At 36.5% G+C, this 19087-nt stretch carries 17 protein-coding genes and 5 tRNA genes; 1 reads left to right on the forward strand and 21 read right to left on the reverse strand.

Going from position 1 to position 19087, the window contains the following annotated elements; all coding sequences use genetic code 11:
- Positions 1-31 precede the first annotated feature (31 nt).
- From rpoB to tamL, 20 genes are all read right to left on the reverse strand, one after another.
- A complete protein-coding gene (gene rpoB / locus ACY0M5_RS18660; protein WP_124991240.1) occupies positions 32-3844 on the reverse strand; it encodes a DNA-directed RNA polymerase subunit beta in 3813 nt (1270 codons plus the stop codon).
- Between the two features lie 106 nt (positions 3845-3950).
- Positions 3951-4322 (reverse strand): 50S ribosomal protein L7/L12, encoded by a 372-nt coding sequence (gene rplL / locus ACY0M5_RS18665; RefSeq protein ID WP_124991241.1) that lies wholly within the window; start codon positions 4320-4322, stop codon positions 3951-3953.
- Between the two features lie 37 nt (positions 4323-4359).
- On the reverse strand, positions 4360-4878 hold the full coding sequence (gene rplJ, locus ACY0M5_RS18670; RefSeq protein WP_101308770.1) for a 50S ribosomal protein L10: 519 nt from the start codon (positions 4876-4878) through the stop codon (positions 4360-4362).
- 30 nt (positions 4879-4908) lie between these two features.
- Positions 4909-5604 carry a 50S ribosomal protein L1 gene (gene rplA / locus ACY0M5_RS18675; protein ID WP_124991242.1) on the reverse strand — a complete coding sequence of 232 codons (696 nt, stop codon included), beginning with the start codon at positions 5602-5604 and terminating at the stop codon, positions 4909-4911.
- 20 nt (positions 5605-5624) lie between these two features.
- Entirely contained in the window at positions 5625-6068 is a 444-nt protein-coding gene (rplK, locus tag ACY0M5_RS18680) for a 50S ribosomal protein L11 (protein WP_101308772.1), read from the reverse strand.
- 23 nt (positions 6069-6091) lie between these two features.
- Positions 6092-6640 (reverse strand): transcription termination/antitermination protein NusG, encoded by a 549-nt coding sequence (gene nusG / locus ACY0M5_RS18685; protein ID WP_124991243.1) that lies wholly within the window; start codon positions 6638-6640, stop codon positions 6092-6094.
- A gap of 15 nt (positions 6641-6655) precedes the next feature.
- The gene (gene secE / locus ACY0M5_RS18690) at positions 6656-6847 is read right to left on the reverse strand and encodes a preprotein translocase subunit SecE (protein ID WP_101308774.1); all 192 of its coding nucleotides are present in this window, start codon (positions 6845-6847) and stop codon (positions 6656-6658) included.
- A gap of 18 nt (positions 6848-6865) precedes the next feature.
- A tRNA-Trp gene (locus ACY0M5_RS18695) sits at positions 6866-6938 on the reverse strand.
- A gap of 49 nt (positions 6939-6987) precedes the next feature.
- Complete coding sequence (tuf, locus tag ACY0M5_RS18700) at positions 6988-8175, reverse strand: elongation factor Tu (protein WP_124991244.1); 1188 nt, start codon at positions 8173-8175, stop codon at positions 6988-6990.
- Positions 8176-8232: 57 nt separating this feature from the next.
- Positions 8233-8304: transfer RNA gene (locus ACY0M5_RS18705), tRNA-Thr, on the reverse strand.
- Between the two features lie 13 nt (positions 8305-8317).
- Positions 8318-8390: transfer RNA gene (locus ACY0M5_RS18710), tRNA-Gly, on the reverse strand.
- A gap of 35 nt (positions 8391-8425) precedes the next feature.
- Positions 8426-8507, reverse strand: a tRNA-Tyr gene (locus ACY0M5_RS18715).
- A 15-nt stretch (positions 8508-8522) separates the two neighbouring features.
- Positions 8523-8596 (reverse strand) — tRNA-Thr (locus ACY0M5_RS18720).
- 104 nt (positions 8597-8700) lie between these two features.
- Entirely contained in the window at positions 8701-8997 is a 297-nt protein-coding gene (hpf, locus tag ACY0M5_RS18725; RefSeq protein WP_124991245.1) for a ribosome hibernation-promoting factor, HPF/YfiA family, read from the reverse strand.
- Positions 8998-9016: 19 nt separating this feature from the next.
- The gene (locus ACY0M5_RS18730) at positions 9017-9895 is read right to left on the reverse strand and encodes a tyrosine-type recombinase/integrase (RefSeq protein ID WP_461630200.1); all 879 of its coding nucleotides are present in this window, start codon (positions 9893-9895) and stop codon (positions 9017-9019) included.
- A gap of 71 nt (positions 9896-9966) precedes the next feature.
- Positions 9967-10158, reverse strand: coding sequence for a 30S ribosomal protein S21 (gene rpsU, locus ACY0M5_RS18735; protein WP_101263213.1), 192 nt, complete (start codon positions 10156-10158; stop codon positions 9967-9969).
- A gap of 181 nt (positions 10159-10339) precedes the next feature.
- Positions 10340-11443: a helix-hairpin-helix domain-containing protein gene (locus ACY0M5_RS18740; protein WP_461630201.1), complete on the reverse strand. Its 1104-nt coding sequence runs from the start codon at positions 11441-11443 to the stop codon at positions 10340-10342.
- Between the two features lie 51 nt (positions 11444-11494).
- On the reverse strand, positions 11495-12862 hold the full coding sequence (locus tag ACY0M5_RS18745; protein WP_461630202.1) for a sodium-dependent transporter: 1368 nt from the start codon (positions 12860-12862) through the stop codon (positions 11495-11497).
- A gap of 152 nt (positions 12863-13014) precedes the next feature.
- On the reverse strand, positions 13015-14091 hold the full coding sequence (fbaA, locus tag ACY0M5_RS18750; protein ID WP_461630203.1) for a class II fructose-bisphosphate aldolase: 1077 nt from the start codon (positions 14089-14091) through the stop codon (positions 13015-13017).
- Positions 14092-14217: 126 nt separating this feature from the next.
- Positions 14218-16611 carry a translocation and assembly module lipoprotein TamL gene (gene tamL, locus ACY0M5_RS18755; RefSeq protein ID WP_461630204.1) on the reverse strand — a complete coding sequence of 798 codons (2394 nt, stop codon included), beginning with the start codon at positions 16609-16611 and terminating at the stop codon, positions 14218-14220.
- A gap of 108 nt (positions 16612-16719) precedes the next feature.
- On the opposite strand from tamL, the gene ACY0M5_RS18760 reads away from it, so the two are divergent.
- Positions 16720-17490 (forward strand): TrmH family RNA methyltransferase, encoded by a 771-nt coding sequence (locus tag ACY0M5_RS18760; RefSeq protein WP_461630205.1) that lies wholly within the window; start codon positions 16720-16722, stop codon positions 17488-17490.
- Here the strand turns inward: ACY0M5_RS18760 and ACY0M5_RS18765 are convergent, their stop codons facing one another.
- Positions 17491-19059 carry an NAD(P)/FAD-dependent oxidoreductase gene (locus ACY0M5_RS18765; protein WP_461630206.1) on the reverse strand — a complete coding sequence of 523 codons (1569 nt, stop codon included), beginning with the start codon at positions 19057-19059 and terminating at the stop codon, positions 17491-17493. It lies immediately after the preceding gene.
- Positions 19060-19087: the final 28 nt, after the last annotated feature.

Here is a 19087-nt window from a genome sequence, read left to right on the forward strand (position 1 = left end):
GGGAAACCCAACATTCGCTTTATAATAAGGCTTATACTAATTTAACGCTCAACCCTAAACCTCTTAGTTCATGTAATAATACATTAAGAGATTCCGGTATTCCAGGACTAGGCATTGGATCACCCTTAACAATAGCTTCATAAGCTTTCGCTCTACCCACTACATCATCCGACTTAACGGTAAGGATTTCCTGTAAGATATGAGCCGCACCAAAGGCCTCCAGAGCCCAAACCTCCATCTCTCCAAAACGCTGACCCCCAAACTGTGCCTTACCTCCTAGAGGTTGCTGGGTAATCAATGAATAAGGTCCGATAGAACGTGCATGCATCTTATCATCAACCATGTGACCCAGTTTCAGCATGTAAATAATACCTACTGTTGCCGGCTGGTCAAATCTAAGTCCGGTACCACCATCGTGTAAATAAGCTTTACCAAAGGCTGGAACTCCAGCTCTATCAGTATATTCAGTTATTTCATCCAGAGTTGCCCCGTCAAAAATAGGAGTAGCAAATTTCAATCCAAGTTCTTTACCTGCCCAACCTAGTACAGTTTCAAACACCTGACCAAGGTTCATACGAGATGGCACACCTAATGGATTTAAACAAATATCCACCGTAGTTCCGTCTTCAAGGAAAGGCATATCTTCTTCACGTACTACACGTGACACAATACCTTTATTTCCATGTCGACCTGCCATTTTATCACCAATTTGGAGTTTACGCTTCTTAGCTACATAAACTTTAGCCATCTGAATAATACCAGCAGGCATTTCATCTCCAATGGTAACATTATATTTCTTACGCTTATTAGCACCCTGAAGTTCTTTGTACTTAATGATGTAATTGTGCAGTAATTTCTTAATTGTATCGTTCTTATCTTTATCGGTAGTCCACTTACTAGGATTAATTTCCAGGTAGTTGATATCCATCAAAAGCTTCTGAGTAAACTTAACTCCCTTAGTAATTACATCAACATTTAAGTAATCCTTAACCCCTTGAGATGTTTTTCCATTTACCAGAACAAACAATTTATCTACCAAGCGAATTTTTAACTCATGAATCTGATTAGCAAGTTCTTCATCCAATTTAGCAATTAACGGCTTATCGGATTGTTTAGATTTACGATCTCGCATTGAACGAGAGAACAACTTCTTGTTGATAATTACACCTCGTAATGAAGGAGAAGCTTTCAATGAAGCATCTTTTACATCACCAGCCTTATCACCAAAAATAGCACGAAGTAATTTTTCTTCCGGAGAAGGGTCAGACTCACCTTTTGGAGTAATCTTACCAATTAATATATCTCCAGGCTCAACTGTAGCTCCAATACGAATCAATCCATTCTCATCAAGATTTCGTGTTGCTTCTTCACTAACATTAGGAATATCAGAGGTTAACTCTTCCATACCCCGTTTAGTATCACGAACTTCCAGTGTGTACTCATCAACGTGAACCGAAGTAAATACATCATCCTTAACAATTCGCTCCGAAATTACAATCGCATCCTCATAGTTGTAACCTTTCCAAGGCATAAATGCCACTTTAAGATTACGGCCTAAAGCAAGTTCGCCTAATTGAGTCGCATATCCCTGAGTAAGAATCTGACCAGCAACAACTCGATCGCCCTTAGCCACAATCGGCTTAAGATCCATCGTTGTTCCTTGGTTCGTTTTGCCATATTTCGGAAGTAAATAAGTTTTACTATTTCCTTCAAAACTCACAAAAACCTCTTCCTCTGAACGTTCGTAATCAATTACAATTTTTGTTGCATCAACAAATTCAATTACACCATCCCCTTCGGCACAAATCTGAGTTCTTGAATCTCTTACAAGATTCGCCTCTAAACCTGTTCCAACAATAGGTGATTCAGGATTAATAACCGGTACAGCCTGACGCATCATATTAGATCCCATCAAAGCACGGTTAGCATCATCATGCTCAAGGAATGGAATTAAAGAAGCTGCGATAGATGCAATTTGATTAGGAGCAACGTCCATCAAATTCAGCTTATGAACTTCCTCAAAAGGGAAATCACCATCCATACGGGATTTTGCTTTTGCATTAACAAAAGATCCATCATCATTTATAGGTGCATTTGCCTGAGCAATTATTAACCCTTCTTCTTCTTCCGCCGATAAATAATTTATTCCTTCAAGAGATAAATCAACCTTTCCATCTACAACCTTACGGTATGGAGTCTCAATAAATCCAAGATTATTAATCTTTGCGTAAACACACAAAGACGAAATCAGACCAATATTTGGTCCCTCAGGAGTTTCAATAGGACATAAACGTCCATAATGAGTATAGTGTACATCTCGAACCTCAAAACCTGCTCTTTCGCGGGAAAGACCACCTGGTCCAAGTGCTGACATTCTTCTTTTGTGTGTTATCTCAGCCAATGGATTCGTTTGATCCATGAATTGAGATAAAGCATTTGTTCCAAAAAAGGAATTAATTACAGAAGATAATGTTTTTGAATTAATCAAATCAATTGGAGTAAACACCTCATTGTCACGAACATTCATTCTTTCACGAATAGTACGGGCCATACGGGCTAAACCAACACCGAATTGAGTATGAAGTTGTTCTCCAACAGTACGAACACGACGATTACTAAGATGATCAATATCATCAACATCAGTACGTGCATTCAATAATTTTATTAAATACTTGATAATTTCAATAATATCCTCCTTGGTTAATACCTTAGTATCATTAGCCGTATTTAGGCCTAATTTTTTATTGATACGGTATCTACCAACGTCACCTAAATCATAACGCTTGTCAGAGAAAAATAATTTATCAATTACGTCACGGGCTGTAGCCTCATCTGGTGGCTCAGAATTCCTTAACTGACGATAAATGTGAAGAACTGCTTCTTTTTCAGAGTTACAAGGATCTTTCTGCAAAGTATTATAAATAATTGCATAATCGGCAAGATTTTGCTCCTCTTTATGCAATAAAATAGTCTTTGCACCTGACTCAAGAATTTCTTCTATATGTTCTGGTTCAAGTATGGTCTCACGATCTATAATGACCTCGTTACGTTCAATAGATACAACCTCTCCTGTATCTTCATCCACAAAGTCTTCAATCCACGACTTAAGAACACGGGCGGCAAGTTTACGACCTACAATTTTTTTGAGTCCGGTTTTAGAAACTTTAATTTCATCAGCCAGATCAAAAATTTCTAAAATTTCTTTATCACTTTCATAACCAATTGCACGTAACAATGTAGTTACAGGAAGTTTTTTCTTACGATCTATGTAAGCAAACATGACATTATTAATGTCAGTTGCAAACTCAATCCAAGAACCTTTAAATGGAATAATTCTGGCAGAATATAACTTGGTTCCGTTAGCGTGTACACTTTGTCCAAAGAACACACCAGGTGAACGGTGAAGTTGAGAAACAACAACACGTTCTGCTCCGTTAACCACGAAAGTACCCTTTTCCGTCATATAAGGAACTGTTCCAAGATATACATCCTGAATCACAGTATCAAAATCCTCATGTTCTGGATCGGTACAGTAAAGTTTTAGCTTTGCTTTTAGTGGAACACTATAAGTTAAGCCTCTTTCGATACATTCTTCGATTGCGTAGCGGGGTGGATCAACAAAATAGTCGAGAAACTCCAATACGAAATTATTTCTAGTATCAGTAATTGGGAAATTCTCACTAAATACCTTAAATAATCCTTCGTTCTTTCTTTTCTCCGGGGTAGTTTCCAGCTGAAAAAAGTCTTGAAAAGATTTTAATTGAACCTCCAAAAAATCAGGATATGCAAGCTGATTTTTATTTGAAGTAAAACTAATTCTTTGACTAATTGTATTTGAAGACATTTACTTAAAATTAATTGAACCTAAACGATAATAAACAACAAAAAGGCTTAGAGTCCCGGTTAGGAACTCTAAACCAAAATAACCCTATATATAGGTTTTAGCGCTTCTATTTAAGTTCAACTTCAGCTCCAGCTTCTTCTAATTGTGCTTTTAGTGCTTCAGCTTCTTCCTTAGAAACTTTTTCTTTCAATGGAGCTGGTGCAGCATCAACTGCAGCTTTAGCTTCTTTTAATCCAAGACCAGTTAATTCCTTAACCAATTTCACAACAGCTAGTTTAGAACCACCTGCTGATTTAAGAATTACATCGAATTCACTTTGTTCAGCAGCAGCTTCAGCACCACCTGCTGCAGGAGCAGCAACAGCAGCAGCAGCAGCTGGCTCAATTCCGTACTCATCTTTCAAAATAGTAGCTAACTCACTTACTTCCTTAACAGTCAAATTAACTAATTCTTCTGCAAACTTTTTTAAATCTGCCATTTTCCTTCAGTTTTTAAAATTTAATTTACTAAATATATTACTCTTTTTCTGAAAGTGTTTTCACAACACCAGCTAGGATATTCTTTCCTGATTCCAAGGAAGAAATAACATTCTTGATTGGAGATTGAAGCAATGCAACGATATCACCAATAAGTTCTTCTTTAGATTTGATTGAACAAAGAGCATTCAACTCATTGTCTCCAATATAAAGCGATTCTTCAACAAATGCCGCTTTCAGGATAGGTTTATCATGTCCCTTACGGAACTCTTTGATAAGCTTTGCAGGTAAATTTCCGGTTTCTGCCAACATAAGAGAAGTAGATCCCTTAAGTGCTACATTTAAACCTTCAAAATCACCTTCTGCTTTTTCCAAAGCAATTCGAAGAAGTGTATTCTTCACTACAACCAATTTTACTTCTTTTTCAAAACAAATTCTACGCAGAGAAGATGTTTTTTCTGCACTCATTCCTGAGATGTCAGTAAGATAAAAATGGTTTGAAGCGTTGATTTCCTCCGTCAAGCTATCAATAATCTGAATTTTTTGTTCCCTTTTCATGATTACTAAGGTCTTGATTAAAAATTAAAATTAGTCAAGAATAGACTTGACATCCACCTGAATACCAAGGCTCATTGTACTTGACAGGTATACACTCTTGATATAAGTTCCTTTAGCTGCAGAAGGCTTCAATTTATTGATCATGCCAACAAATTCTTTAGCATTCTCATGAATTCTATCTACATCAAAAGACACTTTACCAATGGATGAGTGAATAATACCATATTTATCGACCTTAAAATCAATCTTTCCAGCTTTCACTTCGGTAACTGCCTTAGCAATATCCATTGTTACAGTACCAGATTTAGGATTTGGCATCAAACCACGTGGCCCTAAAACTCGTCCTAAAGCACCAACTTTTGCCATAACAGTAGGCATGGTGATAATAACATCTATGTCAGTCCATCCTCCTTTGATCTTGGCAACATAATCGTCAAGGCCAACATGGTCAGCACCTGCAGCTCTGGCTTCTTCTTCCTTATCAGGAGTACAAAGAACCAGAACACGAACATTTTTACCAGTACCATGAGGAAGGGTAACAACACCACGAACCATTTGGTTAGCTTTTCTTGGGTCAACTCCTAAGCGAACATCCATATCCATTGAGGCGTCAAATTTGGTGAAAGTAATCTCCTTAACCAACTTTGCTGCTTCGTCGATAGAATATAGCTTACCAGTCTCCACTTTCTCTGAAGCTAACTTACTATTTTTTGTTAGTTTACCCATTTTACTTGCAGTATTTATAATTATTGATTAAGAGGATTATCACCACTAATAGTGACACCCATACTTCTTGCTGTTCCAGCAACCATACTCATGGCGCTTTCTAATTTAAAAGCATTCAAATCTTTCATCTTTCCTTCTGCGATCTCGCGAACTTGATCCCAGGAAATAGAACCAACCTTAACACGGTTTGATTCAGCAGAACCAGATTTTAATTTAGCAGCTTCCAGAATTTGAACAGCAACGGGAGGAGTTTTCGTAATAAATTCAAAAGAACTATCAGAATAAACTGTAATCACAACTGGAATTACTTTTCCAGCCTGATCTTGAGTTCTTGCATTGAATTGCTTACAAAAATCCATAATATTAACCCCTTTAGACCCTAATGCCGGTCCAACTGGGGGTGAAGGATTTGCAGCACCACCTTTGATCTGCAATTTTATTAATCCTGCAACTTCTTTAGCCATAGCTTTCTTTTCTAAGGATTTAATTATTCTTTTTCTACTTGCATGAAACTTAATTCAAGAGGAGTCTTTCTTCCGAAGATTTTAACCATAACTTTTAGTTTCTTCTTCTCAGCATTCACCTCTTCAATCACACCAGTAAAACCATTAAACGGTCCATCCGTTACCTTAATCATTTCTCCAACAAAATAAGGAATACTAATCTCCTCATCTTTACCGGATAATTCATCAACCTTTCCAAGAATACGATTCACTTCTGACATTCGCATTGGTGTTGGGTCGCCGCCTTTAGTATCCCCCAGGAAGCCAATCACATTCGTGATACCACGAAGGATGTGAGGAATTTCGCCAACGAGTGCTGCTTCAATAAGAATATAGCCAGGCAAGAATATTCTTTCCTTGCTGATTTTCTTACCGTTGCGCACTTGAAATACTCTTTCGGTAGGAATTAGAACCTGTGATACATACTCCTGCAGACCTAGATTAGAAATTTCACTATCAATATATTCTTTGACTTTCTTCTCTTTTCCTCCGACAGTCCTAAGAACATACCATTTTCTATCAATTTCAACCATGTTTTCTTTCAGGAATTAGTAAAACATACTGTATATAATATCCATCAAATTCTTGAACCCAAAGTCCATAGCGAAAATCGCTGTTGCAATAATAGCGGAAGCAACCATTACAACGATCGCACTACTTTGAAGTTCAGACCATGATGGCCAAGATACTTTCTGAACTAGTTCTTTATAAACTTCTTCAAAATAAATTTTTAGTTTCATAAGGCTTGTTTGTCTTTGCACGGGTGGAGAGACTCGAACTCCCGACACCTGGTTTTGGAGACCAGTGCTCTACCAACTGAGCTACACCCGTCTATATTAAGATTGATCCGGAAAAAACCAGATCAATCTCTATATATTTATTACTCTATAATTTCAGTAATCTGACCAGCACCTACAGTTCTACCACCTTCACGCATAGCAAAACGTAAACCTATAGCACAAGCAACCGGAGTGATTAATTCAACATTAATAGTAACGTTATCACCTGGCATTACCATCTCAACTCCTTCTGGAAGTGTAATCTCTCCAGTTACATCAAGAGTTCTGATATAGAACTGAGGACGATATTTATTATGGAATGGAGTGTGACGTCCACCTTCTTCTTTCTTCAATACATAAATCTCAGCTTTGATTTTTGTATGAGGAGTAATAGTTTTAGGATGACAAATAACCATACCACGTTTGATAGCAGATTTCTCAATACCTCTCAACAATAACCCTACATTATCTCCAGCTTGACCTTCATCCAAAATCTTACGAAACATCTCAACCCCAGTACAAACTGTTTTCATGCCTTCAGCACCTAAACCGATAATCTGAAGTTCTTCACCAGTCTTAACAATACCAGTTTCGATACGTCCTGTTGCAACAGTACCACGACCTGTGATAGAGAATACATCCTCGATTGGCATCAAGAAAGGTTTATCTACATCACGAGGAGGAAGTGGAATCCATGAATCAACAGCAGCCATAAGCTCAAGAATTTTATCTTCCCATTCTGGCTCACCATTCAATCCACCAAGAGCAGATCCAGCAATGATAGGAGTATTATCTCCATCAAACTCGTAAAAATCTAAAAGTTCACGAACTTCCATCTCTACTAACTCTAGCATCTCTTCATCGTCAACCATGTCAACTTTATTCAAGAAAACAACCATTTTAGGTACGTTTACCTGACGAGCCAACAAGATGTGCTCACGAGTTTGAGGCATAGGACCATCAGTTGCAGCACAAACCAAAATAGCACCATCCATTTGAGCAGCACCAGTTACCATGTTCTTTACGTAATCCGCGTGACCAGGACAGTCAACGTGAGCGTAGTGACGATTATCAGTTGAATATTCAACGTGAGCAGTATTAATAGTAATACCTCTTTCTTTTTCTTCAGGTGCGTTATCGATAGAATCGAAAGACTTTATTTCGCAATATCCTTTTTTTGCTAACACAGTTGTGATCGCTGCAGTCAAGGTTGTTTTACCGTGATCTACGTGACCAATGGTACCGATATTTACGTGTGGTTTTGACCTGTCAAAATGTTCTTTAGCCATAACTCAAAAAGTTAATTAAAATTAGACAACAATTAAAAACAATACAATATATTTCTGAGCCATTGATGAGAATTGAACTCATGACCTCTTCCTTACCAAGGAAGCGCTCTACCCCTGAGCTACAACGGCAATCACAAAAATGAGCGGGAAACGAGACTCAAACTCGCGACCCTCAGCTTGGAAGGCTGATGCTCTATCAACTGAGCTATTCCCGCAAAAAAGAAACATTACTATTCCTTCTATAATTTTGTGGGGAGAGCAGGATTCGAACCTACGAAGACGAAGTCAGCGGAGTTACAGTCCGCCCCAGTTGGCCACTTTGGTATCTCCCCCAAAAAAAATTACCGAGCCGATAGAGGGATTCGAACCCACGACCTGCTGATTACAAATCAGCTGCTCTGACCAACTGAGCTACATCGGCAACTTACAAACCATCTATTTAACAGGCATACTTTTCCCTGAAAATGGTTTGCAAATGTAAAAATATTTTAAATTTATCACAAGCTAATCGAACATTTTTTACGATTATTTTGCGCGAAGTTTTTCTTTGTGTTTCACAAGCTGACGACGAAGAGCTTCAATCACCATATCTGTAGACTCTTCAAAGCTTTGACTTTGCTTTTTCGCAAACAAATCAGCGCCTTTCAAATCTAAAATGATTTCCACAACTTTATTTTCTGTAGTAACCGACTTCTCCAAACGAAGAAAAACCTCAACCCCTACAATATCATCATCAAGCTTCATCAATTTATCCAATTTACTCTGAATAAAAGCTTCAAGCTTACTATCAGCAACAAAACCAATTGATTGAATATTTACCATACTAATACCTCCACATTTATTATGCTCTTGGATGAGCTTGTTTATATACTTTATTTAAACGCTCGAATGTAGTATGAGTATAAATTTGGGTCGCAGATAGATTGGAATGACCAAGTAATTCTTTAACCGCATTCAATTCAGCCCCGTTGTTTAGCAAATGTGTAGCGAACGTATGACGCAACACATGAGGACTTCGCTTGGCAAGCGTTGTAATCTTTGACAAGTGTTTTGTCACAATCCGATACAACAACTTTTCGTATACAGGCACCCCCTTTTTAGTTACAAAAAGAAAATCACTCCTCTCTTCAAAAGTTCTGTTTCTTTCTTCAAGATATTCATCAAGAAGCTTTTCCAGACCTTTGCTTACCGGAATGATCCTTTCCTTATTTCGTTTACCTAAGACCTTCACTAAAGAGGTTCCCCGATTAAAACTAGTAATTTTAAGATTCATCAATTCGGACAATCGCATGCCTGTCTGATAAAACATTTCAACAACTAATCTATCTCTAACCCCTTCAAACCCTTCACCAAATTCAACTTCCCGCAACAACTGCATTGCATGTTCAGCAACAAACCCAGGGAGCTTCTTCCCTTGCCGTGGCCCAACAACCCGATCCATAGGATTGGTATCAACAACAGATTCCCGCAATAAGAATTTAAAAAAGGATTTCAAAGAAGACAATTTCCTATTTACTGTCCGTGAAGAATTACCTTCATTCATCAAAAAAACGATCCATTTCCGCACACTTTTAAAATCCACATCTTTGACTTCCTCAACCTCATTTTTCGACATAAAATCAAAAAACTGAGTTAAATCGCAATCATAAGATATAATAGTATGTACCGAATATCGTTTTTCGAATTGTAAATAAGACAGAAAAGATTCCTTATAACTCATACATCCAGGATATTTACCCAACAGGATAATCCAAGATACAAAAAATTAAGATATCAAGGAATAAAAAGAAATTAATCTTCGTTCTGCTGCATGTTCTGAACGTAGATAGCATGAAGTTTCTCTACTCTTTTCTTCACAGAAGGTTTTGTATAAACCTGTCTTCCTCTTAGTTCTTTGATTACTCCAGTCTTTTCGAATTTTCTTTTGAATTTTTTCAAGGCTCTCTCAATGTTTTCGCCTTCTTTCATAGGAATAATAATCATAATTTTCTCCTTTAAATATTAATTTTTCTTACTGAGCCGCAAATTTATCAATTCATTCACTATAATTCAAATATATTCGAAGAAAAGTACACAAATTTACTTCAAATAAAGAAATTACAGTCCTAAGCGGGAGCACAAAGATAGCAAATAACCAATCCCTTCTCCACTTACAGACAACTTTCTAGTTTAATTCCAAATAAGGAGTCAATTTTAAAAATATTGAATCGGGGATTAATTTATGAGTTTGTAATTGATCAACAGAGGTAAAATTGCCATTTCTCTCCCGATAACGGATAATATCTTTTGCAGTTCGTTGATTGATATAAGGGTGTTTTCTTAATCGCAGAGCATCAAAAGAATTTATCATTAGCCTTCTGATAGAAATGGAATCGACACAAATACTGGATTCGATTCGAATCAATTTTTCTTTTGTTATACCGTAAACCTCCAGCAATTGATCTTTCGAAACAAATCCACCCAACAAATCCCGATACTTAACAATTCGCAATGAAAGTACAGAACCGATTCCCGGTAATTGCTTTAGTTGAGTCGTATCAGAACTATTAAGTTGAACAAGTATTTTATTGGAAGGAATTTCACTATTAGATTTAACAACTATCTTCACATAAGGCAGAAGTTCCACAAACTTAACAGAATCAAAACCATAAATCTTTTTTAAATCGGTTGCCTGCCTAAAATTTCCTCCGGCTGCAAGATAATTTTTAATACGAACGCTTATCCTTTTATTAACGCCTAAGCTATCCCATTCCTTCAAGGATATTACATTTGGATCAAAAGCAAATAGATGGTATTTTTTCCCAGTATTTATCGGCCTCTCTTTTTTAATATCTTCATCACCAGAAATACGAATGTAATTGCTTAATAACTCAAGGTCAGATTCATTAATTCCATAGATTTTAAGAAGATCAATTTTCGCCTTAAATTTTCCGCCTTTGTTTCTGAACTTAATTAAATTGTTGATTTGAAAAGAGGTCAAACCTAGATTGATCAGTTCTTCTTTACTCGCCTTATTGGGATCAAAGAAATCTAAACTTGCTATTTTAATTTGCTCCTTCTTATTTACCTCTTTATTTTCAATCAAAGAGATAAGACTATCAATTTGATTTTGTTTTTTTCGATCAATTACAAATTCAGAATCTTCGCCGGACTGAAAAACCAAAGGTAAAAAGTACATTGCCATCAACAAAACAACCAGTATTATTATACCATTTCTCTCTGAAGCTGAATAAGAAAAATATTCTCTAAAAATGTGTTTAAATTTCATCGGTATTGAAGTGTGTGAATAACACTTAACAATATCACATTATTATGACAATTATCCAAAATTAAACAGACCTAATCCATGTAAGAAAACTATTGCGATGGCACCTGGAGCTATAAACTTCACCAGAAATATAAATACCATAACTAACCAATTTACAATACGTGCCCCTTTCACGAACTCCTCTTCTATTTTTTTTCTTCCTAAATACCATCCCACAAATAAAGAGATAAATAATCCTCCAAGCGGAAGAAGTATATTGGCCGAAATCCAATCCAATAAATCAAAAAAGTTCAAACCAAACATTGTGTACTCTTTTAACATCCCCATTGACAAAGAGCAAAATACTCCAATAAAAGAGATCATTACAGTTGCCAAAATAGTTGAAAAATTCCGTTTCAAATTAAGTTCTTCCCGAAAATACGCCACCACAACTTCGAGTATTGATATTGACGACGTTAAAGCAGCAACTGTTAGTAAGAGAAAAAATAAAATTGCAAAGAAAAAACCACCTGGCATTTGCTGAAAAACATTGGGCAAAGTGATAAATACAAGGCCTGGACCACTACTCGGCTCAATTCCAAATGCAAATACCGCAGGAAAAATTGCTATTCCTGCTAATATTGCAATCACAGTATCAGCAATAGTAACCTGAAGAGCTGTAACAGCTATATTATTCTTATCATCAATGTAAGAGCCATAAGTTACCAGTGTTCCCATCCCCAAACTCAAAGAAAAAAACGCATGCCCCAAAGCACTCAAGATTCCATCCCCTGTCAGTTTTGAAAAATCTGGGTTAAAAAGAAACCTTAACCCTTCTGAAGCACCATCAAGGGTAACCGACCTAATACAAAGAACAATGATTATCACAACAAGAAGTGGCATCAGGAACTTAGCATATTTTTCAATTCCATCTTTTACACCAATTATAACGATGGCCATTGTCATGCCCATAAATAAAAGCTGATATAGAATTGGTGAAACAGGCCCCTCAATAAAATTCACAAACATGGACTCCATCTCATTTGGACTCTTTGCAGCGAAACTACCTGTGGCAGCCTTAACAATGTAATCAATACTCCAACCTGCAACAACCCCATAAAATGCCAAAATCATTACTGCTGCCGCAACACCAAGCATTCCTACAAGTTTCCATGGAGAATTTGGAGCTAAATACTTAAAGGCTCCGAATACATTTCGTCTGGATTTACGTCCAATTGACAATTCTGAGAGCATAACAGGCAATCCAATAAGAGCTATAAATCCTAAATACACGAATAAAAATGCAGCTCCACCATACACTCCGGTGATGTATGGAAACTTCCAGATATTTCCCAAACCAACAGCAGAGCCTGCCGCGGCCGCAATTACACCAAATTTACTTGAAAACACATCGCGGGAAGAGAGCTTATCTTTATTCATTTGTTCTTTTTAGTTGCCTGTATTTTAATTCGAGGAATTCCAAATTTGCTAAAATTAACTTCAAATTCAAAAACACGATTGATGTTTAGAATCATTGAAAACAAAAAACCCGGAAAAAATCCGGGTTTTAAATATTTTGAGAGAAGGTAATTTTAGTTACGTCCTACTCCATTTAAATCTTCGAAAGCCTTAACCAATCTATTTTTCATAGAAACCTCACCTGCACGCAACCATACACGGGGATCGTAATATTTCTTATTTGGCTTATCATCTCCTTCAGGATTTCCAATTTGACCTTGCAGATAATCGTGATTCTTAGCTTCGAAAGCACGAATTCCGTCCCAACATGCCCACTGAGTATCAGTATCGATATTCATTTTAACAACTCCGTAAGAGATTGCTTCACGAATTTCTTCAACACTTGAACCTGATCCACCATGGAAAACAAAATCAACTGTATTTTTCGCAACTCCATATTTCTCTGAAATGAAAGATTGAGAATTCAATAGTATTTTTGGAGTTAAAACTACGTTACCTGGTTTATAAACACCATGAACATTACCAAAAGAAGCAGCAATTGTAAAACGAGAAGAAACTTTTAATAAAGTTTCGTAAGCCAAAGCAACATCTGCAGGTTGTGTATACAATAATGAGTTATCCATATCTGAATTATCAACACCATCTTCTTCTCCACCAGTACAACCTAATTCAATTTCAATGGTCATACCCATTTTATTCATACGCTCTAAATACTTAGCGCAAGTACCAATATTTTCTTCCAATGGCTCTTCAGATAAATCTAACATGTGTGAGCTAAATAATGGTTTTCCTGTTTCTGCAAAAAAGGTTTCACCTGCATCCAATAATCCATCGATCCAAGGAAGTAGTTTTTTAGCCGCATGATCGGTATGCAGAATAACTGGAATACCATAATGTTCTGCTACTGCGTGAACATATTTAGCACCTGCAACAGCACCAATAACAGCTGCACCTTGTCCTTCTGCAGCAATTCCTTTTCCTGCGAAAAATGAAGCACCACCATTTGAGAACTGAATAATGATTGGGGAATTAACTTCACGCGCAGCCTCAAGAGCGGCATTGATTGAGTTGGTTCCAGTAACATTTACAGCAGGAATAGCAAATCCTTCTTCTTTAGCAATTTGAAATAATTTTTGCACGTCGTTACCAGTTACAACACCTGGCTTAACTACATCTAATACTCGTTTCATAATAATATTTTTTATCGGATAGTTCTAAATAAAATCGGCTGGGAAGTCAATTTTCCACGAAGTTAAAAAGAAATTATAGATTTTGCACTGTTTTGGATATAAGAAAATTACGCAAACGAATGCGGTTTAAAAAGGATATCCAATTCCAATATTAAAGGTAAGTTGACTAAATTTAAACCGACGGTGAGCAATAATCCACCTTTCCCCAACTCCTAAAGAAGGATCGTGTAGTTTTAAACCTAAATCAATACGGAAAAGAATAAAATTCAAATCAACACGAGTTCCAAAGCCTGTTCCTAAAGCAATTTCTTTATAAAACCTGTCAAATTTAAAATCAGCTCCAACACGATCATCTTTTTTCGAAATTGCCCAAATATTACCGGCATCTACAAATAGGGCTCCTTCCAAAACCCAGAATAATTTAAAACGATATTCCAAATTGGCTTCAAGTTTTAAATCTGCCGAATTGTTTGGATAAATTGCTGCATCATCTGAAGAATACGAGCCCGGACCTAATGAACGTACTTGCCAAGCTCTTATACCATTTGCTCCACCTGAAAAATAACTTTTCTCAAATGGTAATACCTCTAAGTTTCCATAAGGCAAACCCGCCCCAAGAAAAACCCGATAAACCATTGTATTAGCTTTATTGATATGATGACTAAACCGATATTCAATATCACTCTTTAAATATTGGGCAAATCGAATTCCAATAAAATCATAATAGGTACCTTCTATATTTCCCGAATCGTTGTAGTCATTTTTTTCAGCTTTCCCAATCAACCTATTAATTGCTTTAAGGCTATTTCCTGCCGACTCAAAATTAAATCTGAGGTAGTTATAATCCCCAGGCTTATTAATGTTCTGATCATTATATATCAATGAATACCTACTGGTAGTAATTACGTGATCTGTAAATGAATTTTTAATGTATAAATTACTTATTGATCCCAGAAAATCTTCACTTAAGTTTTTAACGTCGACAAAATTCAACTCAACCAAATTAAGTGTATGTTGTAAGTATTTTGAAGACTTCCAGACATAACCAAAACTAGCATCCGCAATGGTTCGGGTATAATCAGGGCGTTCCTGAAAATTATACGACAAAGAAAATACTGTTTTAGGATTGTAAGATTTCCTGAATTTATCAGCAGTTAACAAAGGCAATAAAAATTTCGGAATGCTCAGTTTTGATTCAACTCCGTATTCCGACGAACTAAAATTTGTTTGCTCATTAGATTTTAAGGTTTCCTTCGCTGTCGAAAATTGCAGATCAAAAATTTCTGCCCCACCAAATAAATTTTTGTGCTGGTAATTTAAATTTCCAGCAAATCCTATATTCCCGGATGAATTAGTTCCTTCCAATTCGATGGAATAAGACTGCTGATCGTGAGGAGTTAATTGGATAATGCAGTTTAAACTACCAAATTCCTCGTCATTAGATTCTGAATTCTCTTCAAATTTCACATTTAGAAACTTAAACTGACCTAAAGATTGCAGGCGGCTGTATGTTTGTTCTACTGATTTTAAATTGTAGAGTTCATTTTTACGAATCAAAATTGAAGATAAGATTACGTCAGGCTTAATTTTAATCTTTTTCCTATAAATAAAATCAACTCCCTCATGTTGAATGGTATCCAAATCCATTAAATACTTTTCATCATTCATCAACATCAATTTAGGATCGTACTCGGTAAATATTGATACTTTGTTGATTTTGTATTTTTTAACGGCCTTACCATCCTCAGGTATTTTAACCCCAACAAAAACATCCATTTTGCTGGCTTTATTAGTACTATCCATAATAAAATGAATGTACTCTCTGGAAAAATTAAAGTACCCTTGATTCTTTAACAATTTTGAAATTCTGATCCTCTCTTTATTCAAAACGTCAGAATCCACTTTATCTCCCAATTGAACATCCGAATTACTTTTATCGGAAACAATATATTTACGAATTAGAGTGGAATCAGGCATCTCTCCCTTCTCCTGAAAAGGGGAAAGAAAATTATAAGGAAGTTCATTTATTTCCCGATAAACATTCCGATAACGATAAGGTTCTTTTGATTTTATAAAATAATATACTTTGGCTTTTTTCCTTTTAAAACTTACAGAATCCCGAACTTCGGCATTGAAGTAGCCCTTTTTCTGCAAATAAATCTCCAATTGCCGCAGAGACCGCTTTGTTTGAAAATCCTCATAAATAACCGGTTCCTCACCAATTCTTCTTAACCATTTGTTAAATCCTTTCTCTTTATCCTTACCGGATAAATTATATAACCCCAAGTGGAATTTCCAAACACCTAAAATCTTTAAATTAGGAGTTTGCTTTACATTGCGCTTTAATTCATTTGTTGGAATAGACTTATCGTCAGAATTAACAACAACCTTATTCAATAGATATTCACCTTCACCAACATATTTTGTAGTAGAACAAGCACCTAATACTAAAAGCAGGCCTGCCAAAAAAAATAAAATAGGGAAATTATAACTACTTTTGTATTTCTCGTATGATTTCAAATATAATAACAGTATTATTCGGTTTAAAATACGACAAAGATACTTAACTTCAATGATATATTCTTGGCTTTAACAGCCTTTAAATGATAATTTTTCAAAATAAAAACCGTGCTATCCAAAAATCAAATCAAACTGATAACCAGCCTTCAACAGAAAAAATTCAGGGATCAGCATCAGCTTTTCGTAGCCGAAGGAAATAAATTAGTATCTGATCTTGTTGAGGCGAAAACCGAAGTTGAATTTCTTATTTACACCAAAGAATGGAAAGAATCTAATTCTATTTACAACAAAACAAAAATCAGTAATCGCATTGAAACAGATGCGACTCAAATAAAAAAAATCAGCTCTTTAAAAACTCCATCAACGGTAGTTGCTGTTTTTAAAATCCCATCTCAACTTATAAACGAAACAATCATTCAGGATTCATTGTCTCTGGTTCTTGATGATGTTCAGGATCCCGGAAATTTGGGTACCATTATAAGAATAGCCGACTGGTTTGGTATAAAACACATATTCTGTTCTCGCAACACTGTCGATCTTTACAATTCAAAAGTGATTCAAGCTACAATGGGAGCCATTTCAAATGTAAATATCATCTATACAGATCTTGAAGAATTAATTTTGAAATATAAAACACCTGATTTCCCTGTTTACGGCACCTTTCTCGAAGGAGAAATCATCTACAATTGTCAACTTCAAAAAAAGGGATTTATCATTATGGGAAATGAAGGAAAAGGTGTTTCTGAAACGATTCAAAAATTAGTAACCAACAAACTCTACATTCCTGATTTCCCAAATGGACAAGCCACTTCAGAGTCTCTTAACGTATCGGTTGCTGCCTCTATTATTTGTTCAGAATTCAGGAGACAAGAATTCTAGTTATTTATTGGGATTTTGATATCTGTCGAATGCATCGGCACATTGCTCTCCATCCATTGCAGCAGATACAATTCCTCCGGCATAACCGGCTCCTTCTCCACAAGGAAACAAGCCTTCAATTCGGATGTGCTGAAAACTTTCTCTTTCCCTGGGAATTCGCACAGGTGATGATGTTCTTGACTCTACACCCAAAATCACAGCCTCATTAGTCAGAAAACCTTTGGATTTTTGTCCAAACATTTTAAATCCCTCCTGCAAACGGAATCGAATATGCTCCGGCAACCACTTATGCATGAGAGACGATACAATTCCAGGTTGATAAGACGTTTTGGGCAAAGAACTACTCCTTTTCCCATTCACAAAATCCTTCATTCGTTGAGCAGGAGCCGTTAAATTTTCGCCACCTTCAACAAATGCTCTCTCTTCCAACTCTTCCTGAAAATACAAACCCGCTAAAGCTCCATATTGCTGATACTCTTTCAAATCCTGGGTGCGAATTTCAACAGCCATACCCGAATTTGCAAAAGCCGTGTTTCTATTCGAAGAAGACATTCCGTTGACAACCTGTTGTCTGTCTCCTGTTGCTGCAGGAACAATTACGCCTCCCGGACACATGCAAAATGAATACACACCACGGTCTTCCACCTGATGGACAAAACTGTAACTTGCTGCAGGAAGATAATCGCCTCGCCCTGCAGGATTGTGATATTGAATTTGATCAATCAACTCTTGCGAATGCTCAATTCGAACGCCCATTGCAAATGATTTAGCCTCTAACTCAATTCCCTGTTTGTGGAGCTTTCGATATACATCACGGGCAGAATGGCCTGTTGCCAGTATTACTCCCTCTCCAACAATTTCCTCACCACTTTCAGTAATAACACCACAAATTCGATCCTCATCCAAAATGTAATCGACCACCTTCGTTGAAAAATATACCTGTCCACCAGCTTTTAGAATATTTTCACGTATTCGAACAATTACCTTTGGCAGAACATCAGTACCGATGTGTGGATGTGCATCAAATAAAATGTCATCCTGAGCACCATGAAAATGCAAAACGTTCAAAATTTTCTTAAGATCTCCGCGCTTCTTGGAACGAGTATACAATTTACCGTCGGAGAATGTTCCGGCTCCTCCTTCGCCAAAACTATAATTCGAATCAGGATTTACAGTTCGAGTCCGATGTAATTCTCCCAAATCTTTCTTTCTGTCCTCAACACTTTTGCCTCTTTCCAAAACAATTGGCTGATATCCCAGTTCAATTAATCGAAGAGCAGCAAATAAACCTGCGGGTCCTGCACCAACCACAATCACTTTCTTTTCACCTGTAACATTAGGATAATCGAATGCAAATTCTTCGGATTGAGGGAATTCTTCCCCACAGGCAACACGAAACCGAAGATTAACTAAAATGTTTCTCCGACGTGCGTCAATCGATTTTCTCAGAATTTTTATTCCATGAATCTGCGAAACAGGAACACCTAATTTTTTAGCTAAGACAGGTTGGTAATATTTTTTGTCTGAAGCATCCTTCGGACTTAATACTATATCTAATTCGGTAATCATTCTAAGAAAATATTATGAGATGAAAATC

Source organism: Labilibaculum euxinicum, assembly GCF_963678175.1.
GTDB lineage: Bacteria > Bacteroidota > Bacteroidia > Bacteroidales > Marinifilaceae > Labilibaculum > Labilibaculum euxinus.

Coding starts and splice junctions, on each gene's coding strand:
- rpoB (WP_124991240.1), bottom strand. CDS start 3,844: ATGTCTTCAAATACAATTAGTCAAAGAATTAGTTTTACTTCAAATAAA.
- rplL (WP_124991241.1), bottom strand. CDS start 4,322: ATGGCAGATTTAAAAAAGTTTGCAGAAGAATTAGTTAATTTGACTGTT.
- rplJ (WP_101308770.1), bottom strand. CDS start 4,878: ATGAAAAGGGAACAAAAAATTCAGATTATTGATAGCTTGACGGAGGAA.
- rplA (WP_124991242.1), bottom strand. CDS start 5,604: ATGGGTAAACTAACAAAAAATAGTAAGTTAGCTTCAGAGAAAGTGGAG.
- rplK (WP_101308772.1), bottom strand. CDS start 6,068: ATGGCTAAAGAAGTTGCAGGATTAATAAAATTGCAGATCAAAGGTGGT.
- nusG (WP_124991243.1), bottom strand. CDS start 6,640: ATGGTTGAAATTGATAGAAAATGGTATGTTCTTAGGACTGTCGGAGGA.
- secE (WP_101308774.1), bottom strand. CDS start 6,847: ATGAAACTAAAAATTTATTTTGAAGAAGTTTATAAAGAACTAGTTCAG.
- tuf (WP_124991244.1), bottom strand. CDS start 8,175: ATGGCTAAAGAACATTTTGACAGGTCAAAACCACACGTAAATATCGGT.
- hpf (WP_124991245.1), bottom strand. CDS start 8,997: ATGGTAAATATTCAATCAATTGGTTTTGTTGCTGATAGTAAGCTTGAA.
- ACY0M5_RS18730 (WP_461630200.1), bottom strand. CDS start 9,895: ATGAGTTATAAGGAATCTTTTCTGTCTTATTTACAATTCGAAAAACGA.
- rpsU (WP_101263213.1), bottom strand. CDS start 10,158: ATGATTATTATTCCTATGAAAGAAGGCGAAAACATTGAGAGAGCCTTG.
- ACY0M5_RS18740 (WP_461630201.1), bottom strand. CDS start 11,443: ATGAAATTTAAACACATTTTTAGAGAATATTTTTCTTATTCAGCTTCA.
- ACY0M5_RS18745 (WP_461630202.1), bottom strand. CDS start 12,862: ATGAATAAAGATAAGCTCTCTTCCCGCGATGTGTTTTCAAGTAAATTT.
- fbaA (WP_461630203.1), bottom strand. CDS start 14,091: ATGAAACGAGTATTAGATGTAGTTAAGCCAGGTGTTGTAACTGGTAAC.
- ACY0M5_RS18765 (WP_461630206.1), bottom strand. CDS start 19,059: ATGATTACCGAATTAGATATAGTATTAAGTCCGAAGGATGCTTCAGAC.